The following is an 8,370-nucleotide window of genomic DNA, read 5'->3' as shown; positions in this document are numbered from 1 at the left end:
GCGCGCCACGGCCGCCGAGTTCGAAGTGCACGACGACCTGCACGGCCGCTACCGCGGCCCGGTCGACGACGTGGTGCTGCGGCGCGGCGACGGCATCCCGGCCTACAACCTCGCCGTCGTGGTGGACGACGCGGCACAGGGCGTCGACCAGGTGGTGCGCGGCGACGACCTGCTGCCGTCGACCCCGCGCCAGGCATACCTCGCGACCCTGCTCGACCTGCCGGTGCCGCGTTACGCCCACGTGCCGCTCGTACTCAACACCGAAGGGCGGCGACTGGCGAAACGGGATGGGGCCGTAACACTCCGCGAACGCTTGGCGCTCGGCAACACGCCGGAGGAAGTAGTCTCGGCACTGGCCGCTTCGCTCGGCTGCGCCGCGACATCGTCGTCCGAGCTACTCGCGCGTTTCGACACCCGGCGGCTACCCCGCGAACCGTGGATACTCGATGTTCATGGGTTGTTGCGAAGCAGCCCATGTCCGTAACGTACGCATCGTCCAACTACTGATCAATCGACGAGGACAAACAACTATGACAAGCGGTGGGTACGACCCCAACCAGTATCCGCAGGGCGGGCAGCCGTACGGGCAGCCGTACCCCCAGGGCGGCGACCAGTACGGGCAGCAGCCCCAGTACGGACAGCAGCCGCAATACGGACAGCAGCCCCAGTACGGACAGCAGCCCCAGTACGGCGGCCAGCAGCCCCAGTACGGGCAGGATCCCTACGGTCAGTACCCGCAGCAGCCCGGGTTCAACAACTACGGCGGCCAGCCGGGCGACCTCGGCACCCGTATCGGCGCCCGCGTGATCGACGCGATCATCCTGATGATCCCGTACTTCATCCTGTATCTCCTGGTCAACAACTCGGTGGGCCTGACCATCGGTCTCGGCCTGGTCTGGACCCTGGTCCAGCTCGGCTACTTCGTCGGCATGGAGACCTCGCAGGGCACCACGCTCGGCAAGAAGATCCTCGGCCTGAAGGTGCTCGCCCCGGGCGGCGCCGCCAAGATCGACCCGGTCACCTCGCTGAAGCGCAACCTGTTCGTCGCGGCGAACATCATCCCGTGCGTCGGCGGCCTCGTGTCGCTCGGCCTGGCGATCTACATCATGATCACCATCTCGCAGGACCCGAACAAGCAGGGCTGGCACGACAAGTTCGCCGGCGGCACCCAGGTCGTCAAGGCCTGATCCGCCACGGCGGCATCGAACGCGCAGGGGCGCACCCGATTCGGGTGCGCCCCTGGTGCTTTCCCGGCCCCGCCGCTACGCGCTGGTCGCCCCCGCGATGATCACCACGACGAACCACAGGATGCCGAGCACGATCGCGCCCACACCGATCCAGATGCCGGCCAGCGCCATGCCGCGCCCTTCCTGGCCGCTCTGCTTGATCTGGTTCAGCGCGACCACCCCGAGGATGATCCCGACGATCGAGCCGATCCCGCAGGTGACGAATCCGACCAGTGACGAGATCAGCGCACCGATCGCCATGCCGTTGGTGCCCTGCGCCGGAACTCCATAGGGCTGGTACGGACTCTGGTAGCCGTAGTTCGGCTGCGGATACGGCTGTGCGGGCTGCTGGTAGGACGGATACTGCGGTTGCGGAGGCGGCGTCATCGGCTGCGAGGGCGGCTGAACCGGGTACTGCGGCGCCGAGGGGTAGCCCGACGGCTGCTGCTCAGGGCTCGGGTACTGCGGGACCGAACTCTGCCCACCGGACTCCGGCGACACGCCTTGGCCGCCGTACTGCTTCCACCACTCGTCGGAATCGCCGGGATTCGTCATTGCTACAGCGTATTCCACAACCTGGTTGGATGATGCGGGTGAGTGAGTCGAAAACCACCCAAGAGCACAACGGGCCTGGGCGCCCCGCGGACCATGCGGCATTTGCCCAGGTGGCGCGGGGGTACTACGCACCGATCGTGGCCCTGTTCACCGCGACCTTGATCATTTCCAACATCTGCGCAGGCAAGGGGGTGGAGTTCCTCGGCGATCGGTCGGTGTCGCTGGGGCCGCTGCAAATCCTGCCGATCGCCACCGACGGCGCCTTCTTCCTCTTCCCGCTGGCCTACATCCTCGGCGACGTGCTGAGCGAGGTGTACGGCTTCCGCGCCACCCGGCGCGCCATCTACTACGGCTTCGGCGCCCTGCTGCTGACGGTCGCGTGCTTCGCCATCGCGATCCGGCTGCCCGCCGCGAGCTTCTACGAGAACCAGGAGGCGTTCCGCACCGTCCTCGGGACGACGCCGCGACTCGTCGCCGCGGGTCTGGCCGGATACTTCGTCGGCCAGCTGCTCAATTCCGCGACGCTGGTGCTGATCAAGGAGCGGACGAAGGAAAAGTATCTGTGGGCCAGGCTGATCGGATCGACCATCGTCGGGGAGTTCGCCGACACGCTGATCTTCTGCTCGATCGCCGCCGGCGCGATCGGCATCGACACCTGGCAGCAGTTCGTCAACTACGTGATCGTCGGCTTCATCTGGAAGACCCTCTGCGAGGTGATCGTGCTCCCGATCACGTACCGGGTGATCGCATTCCTCAAGAAGAACGAACCCACCTACGCGCCAACCGAAGTCGATCCACTGCGCACCTGACGAACTCCCTGACCACACACCGGAGGGCGCGGGTCACCCGAGACGATCGCGGCCGCTGTCGAGCTACTGATCGTCCCTGCGGTCCGCGCCCTCTTTTGCTCGGCCGACCCTTCCACCTCCCCAGCGGCCGAGTGTCTCGGCCTTGTGCTCGTCGAAGTACCCGCCTTCGATGCTGTCGCGGATGCGGTCGACCAGACGGATCGTGAACCGCTCGTTGTGGATCGTGCACAGCGTGGACGCGAGCATCTCCTTGGCCTTGAACAGGTGATGGATGTAGGCGCGCGTGTAGTTGGCGCAGGTGTAGCAGTCGCAGTTCTCGTCGATCGGGGTGAAGTCGCGTCGGAAGCGGCTGGTGTTGATGTTGAACCGGCCGGTGTCGGAGTAGATCGCGGCGTTGCGGGCGACCCGGGACGGATTCACGCAGTCGAAGGTGTCGGCGCCGTTCTCGATGGCGGTGAAGACGTCCTCCGGTTCGCTGATGCCCAGCATGTGCCGCGGTTTGTCCTCGGGCAGCTCGTCACAGCACCAACCGACGATGGCTCCCAGATTGTGTTTCTCCAGCGCGCCGCCGATGCCGTAACCGTCGAACCCCGTTCCCGCGCTGCCGCGAATCGATTCGAGCCCGCGGCATGCCTTGCGGCGCAGATCCTCGTACTGCGCGCCTTGGACGACGGCGAACAGCGCCTGGTACGGACGGTGCGTGCGGGCGGCGCTCAGCCGCTCGTGCTCGGCGATGCAGCGCTGCGCCCACTCGTGCGTGCGTTGCACCGATCGCTCCTGGTAGGCGCGGGTATTGAGCAGCGTGGTGAGCTCGTCGAAGGCGAACATGATGTCGGCGCCGAGCTGGTGCTGGATGCCCATCGACACCTCCGGGGTGAACCGGTGCGTAGAGCCGTCGAGGTGTGAGCGGAACGTGACACCGTCGTCGTCCACGGTGGCCAGCCGTTCTTTGCCGGGCGCGATCACCTCGTCGCTGCGGACGTCGACCGCCTCCATCGCCAGCACCTTCTTGAAGCCGACGCCCAGCGACATCACCTGGAATCCGCCGCTGTCGGTGAAGGTGGGTCCCGGCCAGTTCATGAACGCGCCGAGCCCGCCCGCCTCGTCCACGATGTCGGCGCCCGGCTGCAGGTAGAGGTGGTAGGCGTTGGCCAGCAGCGCCTGGGCGCCGAGTTCGCGCATGGTTTCCGGCAGCACCGCCTTGACCGTCGCCTTGGTGCCCACCGGAACGAAGGCCGGCGTGGCGATCGACCCGTGCGGCGTGGTGATCAGCCCCGACCGGCCGTGCCGCCCGTCCAGACGCGCACCGACAGTGAAGGAGAAGGATTCGGGACCGGACACCCCGATATCCTCGCAGTTCGACAGAACCCGCCCGAACCAGGCCACCGCTCACCGGCCCACACCGCATTCACGAACCACACCCCCGCACCCAAGCGAGCCACGCCTCTCCCGTCGACCGAACCCCGCCGCTGCCTGCCGTCAACGACGGACCCAGTCGATTCGACCTTCAACGGTCCCGGGTTGTGCGCACGTCGTCCGCAACCAGCAACGCCGACGCGCCCAGGGCTCCGAGCGAAGCGAGTTCGAGCACGCACCGTTCGCGGCCCGGCTCACGTCCAAGCGGCCGCCGTACACCACGAACACCGATCGACCCGACGATCAACCGCCCCGAGCCACGTGCACTTCATCCAGACACTCGAATGCCGACGCGCCCAGCGCACCCCAACCCCGGTTTCGAGCGAAGCGAGACCGAGCATCCGCCGTTCGCGGCCCGGCTCACATCCGAGCGACCGCCGTACACCACGAACACCGATCGACCCGACGATCAACCGCCCCGAGCCACGTGCACTTCATCCAGACACTCCAATGCCGACGCGCCCAGCGCACCCCAACCCCCGGTTTCGAGCGAAGCGAGACCGAGCATGCGCCGTTCGCGGCCCGGCTCGCGTCCGAGCGGCCGCCGCGTCCGCGACGCAGTCGCCAGCGGCGGTCGCTCGGACGCGAGCCACAAAGGGGCCGCGAACACGCCGCGCCGAAGGCGCGGCCAAACTACACAGCCCCAGCGAACTGGGCGTTGTAGAGGCGGTAGTACGCCCCGCGCTCCCCGAGCAAGCGTTCGTGCGAGCCGTGTTCCACGATCCGGCCCGCTTCCATGACGACGATGAGGTCGGCGTCGCGGATGGTGGACAGGCGGTGGGCGATGACGAAGCTGGTCCGGTCGCGGCGCAGTGCGGCGGTGGCGTGCTGTACCAGCGATTCGGTGCGTGTGTCCACCGAGCTGGTCGCCTCGTCCAGGATGAGGATGGACGGCTGGGCGAGGAACGCGCGCGCGATGGTGATCAGCTGCTTCTCGCCCGCGCTGACGCCGGAGCCCTCCTCATCGATGATCGTGTCGTAGCCGTCGGGCAGCGCGTGCACGAAACGGTCGACGTAGGCGGCGCGCGCCGCGGCGAGGATGTCCTTCTCGCTCGCGTTCGGGTTGCCGTAGGCGATGTTCTCCCGGATGGTGCCGCGGAACAGCCAGGTGTCCTGCAGGACCATGCCGATGCGCGAGCGCAGATGGTCGCGGGTGATCTCGGTGATGTCGACGCCGTCGACGGTGATCGTGCCCGCGTCCAGTTCGTAGAACCGCATGAGCAGGTTCACCAGGGTGGTCTTGCCCGCGCCGGTCGGGCCGACGATGGCTACGACGTGTCCGGGCTCGGCCACCAGGGAGAGCCGCTCGATCACCGGCTTGTCGGGTTCGTAGCGGAACGAGACGGCCTCGAACTCCACCCGGCCGCGGTCGACCGGACGCGCGACAGCCATCACCGGGTCCGCGCTCTGCTCTTCGGCGTCGAGGATCTCGAAGATCCGCTCGGCCGAGGCGACACCGGATTGCAGCAGGTTGGCCATCGCGCCGAGCTGGGTCAGCGGCTGACTGAACTGGCGGGAGTACTGGATGAACGCCTGCACCTCGCCGAGCGAGAGGCTGCCTGTGGCCACTTTGAGTCCGCCGACCAGCGCGACCAGCACGAAGTTCACGTTCCCGAGGAACATGATCGCCGGCATGATCAGGCCCGAGATGAACTGCGCTTTGAAGCTGGCTTGGTAGAGCTCCTCGTTGCGCTCATCGAATTCCTTGCCGACCTCGCGGTTGCGGCCGAACGCGGTGACCACCTCGTGCCCGGTGAAGGCCTCCTCGACCTGCGCGTTGACCAGGCCGGTGTACTTCCACTGGTTGACGAAGTGCGGCTTGGACCGTTTCGCGATCTGCGCGGTGACCACGATGGCGGCCGGCACGGTGAGCAGCGCGATCACCGCGAGCACCCACGAGATCCAGAACATCATGACCAGGATGCCCAGCACCGAGAACACCGAGATGAGCAGCTGGCTCATGGTCTGCTGGAGGCTCTGGGAGACGTTGTCCACGTCGTTGGTCACCCGGCTGAGCACGTCACCGCGGGGCGCGGTGTCGAAATAACGCAGTGGAAGCCGATGGATCTTGTCCTCGACGTCGCTGCGCAGCCGTTTCACCGTGCGGTTGATCACGATGTTGAGCAGGTGCCCCTGCAGCCATCCGAAGACGGCGGCGCCGATGTACAGCACGAGCACCAGAGCGAGCACCCGGCCCACCGCACCGAAGTCCACGCCGACTCCGGGCACCACGTCCATGGCGCCGAGCATGTCGGCGAAGGTGTCGTCGCCTTCGGCCCGCAGGGCTTCGATCGCCTGATCCTTGGTCACGCCGGGCGGCAGCTGTTTGCCGACCACGCCGTCGAAGACCAGGTTGGTGGCCTTGCCGAGGATGTAGGGGCCGACGGTATTCAGCACCACCGAGACGATGACCAGCGCGATGATCAGCCCGACATAGAACCGCTCCGGCGTGAGCCTGCGCAACAACCGCTTCAGGGACGGCCCGAACGACTTCGCCTTCGCGTCCGGCGCGCCGGGACTCGGCATTCCGGGTCTCATCGTGCCTCCTGCTCGCCGCGGGACATCCGCGCTCGGTCCGCGCGGTCGTTGTTCATCGCGCCTCCTCGGCACTCAGCTGCGACTCGACGATCTCCCGGTACTCCGCGCAGTCGCGCATGAGCTGCTCGTGGGTGCCGATACCCGCCATCGCGCCGTCTTCGAGCACCACGATCTGATCCGCGTCCCGGATGGTGGCGATGCGCTGCGCGACGATGAGGACCGAGGCGTCGGCGGTCACCGGCTTCAGCGCCTCGCGCAGCCTGGCGTCGGTCGCGACGTCGAGCGCCGAGAACGAGTCGTCGAACAGGTACACCCTCGGCTTCTTCACCAGCGCACGCGCGATGGCCAGCCGCTGACGCTGGCCTCCGGACACGGTGGTGCCGCCCTGGGCGACGGGGGTCTGCAGCCGGTGTGGCATCTCCCGGACGAAATCGTCCGCCTGCGCGATCTCCAGCGCACGCCAGAGCTCCTCGTCGGTGGCGTGCGGATTGCCGTAGCGCAGGTTGCTCGCGATGGTGCCGGAGAAGAGGTACCCCTTCTGCGGGACGAGCCCGATCTGCGCGCGCAGCACCTCCAGGTCGATGTGGCGGACATCCGTACCGCCGATGTAGACCGCGCCGTCGGTGACGTCCATCAGCCGCGGAATGAGGTTGATCAGCGTGGTCTTGCCCGCGCCGGTGGAGCCGACTATCGCGGTGGTGGTGCCTGGACGCGCTTGGAACCGGATGGCTTTCAGCACCGGCTTCTCCGCGCCGGGGAAAGCGAACTCGGCGAACTGGATGTCCACGACGGCCGGGTCGTCGGTGAACGGCTGTGGCAGTCGTGGCGGGTGGACCGAGGATTCGGTGTCGAGCACCTCGCCGATCCGGTCGGCGGACACCGCGGCGCGCGGCGCCATCATGGCCAGGAAGGAGGCCATCATCACGGCCATCAGGATCTGCATGATGTAGGACAGCAGCGCGGTGAGCGAACCGATCTGCATGTGCCCCGCGTCGATCGCGCGCCCGCCGAACCAGATCACCGCGACCGCGGTGACATTGCTGATCAGCATGACCGCCGGGAACATCAGCGCCATCAACCGGCCGACGCGCAGCGCGGTGTCGGTGAGTTCGGTATTGGCCAGGCCGAACCGCCAGGTCTCCTGCCGTTCCCGCACGAAGGCCCGGACCACGCGGATACCGGTGATCTGCTCACGCAGCACCCGATTCACCTCGTCGATCCTGGTCTGCATGTCGCGGAAGCCGGGCACCATCTTGGAGATCAGCACCCCCATGGACAGCCCCAGCGCGGGCACCGCGATCAGCAGCAGCCAGGACAGGCCGAGATCCTCGCGCAACGCCATGATGATCCCGCCCACGCACATGATCGGCGCCATCACCAGGATGGTCGCCGACATCACGATGAGCAGCTGGACCTGCTGAATGTCGTTGGTATTGCGGGTGATCAGCGACGGCGCGCCGAACATCCCCACTTCGCGTGCCGAGAACGTGCCCACGCGGTGCAGCAACGCGCCGCGCAGGTCGCGACCCGCGCCCATGGCCGCCTGCGCGCCGAGATAGACCGAGATGGCGGAGGCGACGATCTGGACGCCGGTGACCACGAGCATCCACAGCCCGGTGGTCCAGATGTAGCCGAGATCACCTTTGGTGACGCCGTTGTCGATCAGGTCGGCGTTCAGGCTCGGCAGATACAGCATCGCGATGACGGAAATCAGCTGAAGCACAACGACCCCCGCCAGCTGGGCGCGGTAAGGCTGGAGATGCGTGCGGAGCAGTCTGGTCAGCATGATGAATCGCAGGCTACCGGCTGTCGCCGCGATACGTCGT

At 67.1% G+C, this 8,370-nt stretch carries 7 protein-coding genes; 3 read left to right on the top strand and 4 right to left on the bottom strand.

Going from position 1 to position 8,370, the window contains the following annotated elements:
- Both ON19_RS01535 and ON19_RS01530 read left to right on the top strand, forming a co-directional pair.
- Positions 1-484, top strand: a 484-nt coding sequence (locus ON19_RS01535) for a glutamate--tRNA ligase family protein (RefSeq protein WP_043685257.1), incomplete at its 5' end; no start/stop codon positions are given.
- Positions 485-530: 46 nt separating this feature from the next.
- The gene (locus ON19_RS01530; RefSeq protein WP_043685252.1) at positions 531-1,187 is read left to right on the top strand and encodes an RDD family protein; all 657 of its coding nucleotides are present in this window, start codon (positions 531-533) and stop codon (positions 1,185-1,187) included.
- A 75-nt stretch (positions 1,188-1,262) separates the two neighbouring features.
- Here the strand turns inward: ON19_RS01530 and ON19_RS01525 are convergent, their stop codons facing one another.
- Positions 1,263-1,781 (bottom strand): DUF4190 domain-containing protein, encoded by a 519-nt coding sequence (locus ON19_RS01525; RefSeq protein ID WP_043685328.1) that lies wholly within the window; start codon positions 1,779-1,781, stop codon positions 1,263-1,265.
- 29 nt (positions 1,782-1,810) lie between these two features.
- Here ON19_RS01525 and ON19_RS01520 point away from each other — a divergent pair, with 29 nt between their 5' ends.
- Positions 1,811-2,590 carry a queuosine precursor transporter gene (locus ON19_RS01520; RefSeq protein WP_086006578.1) on the top strand — a complete coding sequence of 260 codons (780 nt, stop codon included), beginning with the start codon at positions 1,811-1,813 and terminating at the stop codon, positions 2,588-2,590.
- Positions 2,591-2,653: 63 nt separating this feature from the next.
- Here ON19_RS01520 and tgt read toward each other — a convergent pair whose 3' ends face one another.
- The 3 genes from tgt to ON19_RS01505 form a co-directional block, all read right to left on the bottom strand.
- Complete coding sequence (gene tgt / locus ON19_RS01515) at positions 2,654-3,931, bottom strand: tRNA guanosine(34) transglycosylase Tgt (protein ID WP_051168435.1); 1,278 nt, start codon at positions 3,929-3,931, stop codon at positions 2,654-2,656.
- 708 nt (positions 3,932-4,639) lie between these two features.
- The gene (locus ON19_RS01510; protein ID WP_043685249.1) at positions 4,640-6,544 is read right to left on the bottom strand and encodes an ABC transporter ATP-binding protein; all 1,905 of its coding nucleotides are present in this window, start codon (positions 6,542-6,544) and stop codon (positions 4,640-4,642) included.
- Positions 6,545-6,596: 52 nt separating this feature from the next.
- Entirely contained in the window at positions 6,597-8,330 is a 1,734-nt protein-coding gene (locus ON19_RS01505; protein WP_043685247.1) for an ABC transporter ATP-binding protein, read from the bottom strand.
- Positions 8,331-8,370: the final 40 nt, after the last annotated feature.

The organism is Nocardia abscessus NBRC 100374 (assembly GCF_000308455.1).
Taxonomy (GTDB): domain Bacteria; phylum Actinomycetota; class Actinomycetes; order Mycobacteriales; family Mycobacteriaceae; genus Nocardia; species Nocardia abscessus.
Note: the sequence above shows the minus strand (reverse complement) of the source record. Positions and strands in the feature narration are given on the sequence as shown.

Excerpts from the sequence above, each read along its gene's own strand:
- ON19_RS01530 (WP_043685252.1), top strand. The coding sequence starts at position 531 with ATGACAAGCGGTGGGTACGACCCCAACCAGTATCCGCAGGGCGGGCAG.
- ON19_RS01525 (WP_043685328.1), bottom strand. The coding sequence starts at position 1,781 with ATGACGAATCCCGGCGATTCCGACGAGTGGTGGAAGCAGTACGGCGGC.
- ON19_RS01520 (WP_086006578.1), top strand. The coding sequence starts at position 1,811 with ATGATGCGGGTGAGTGAGTCGAAAACCACCCAAGAGCACAACGGGCCT.
- ON19_RS01510 (WP_043685249.1), bottom strand. The coding sequence starts at position 6,544 with ATGAGACCCGGAATGCCGAGTCCCGGCGCGCCGGACGCGAAGGCGAAG.
- ON19_RS01505 (WP_043685247.1), bottom strand. The coding sequence starts at position 8,330 with ATGCTGACCAGACTGCTCCGCACGCATCTCCAGCCTTACCGCGCCCAG.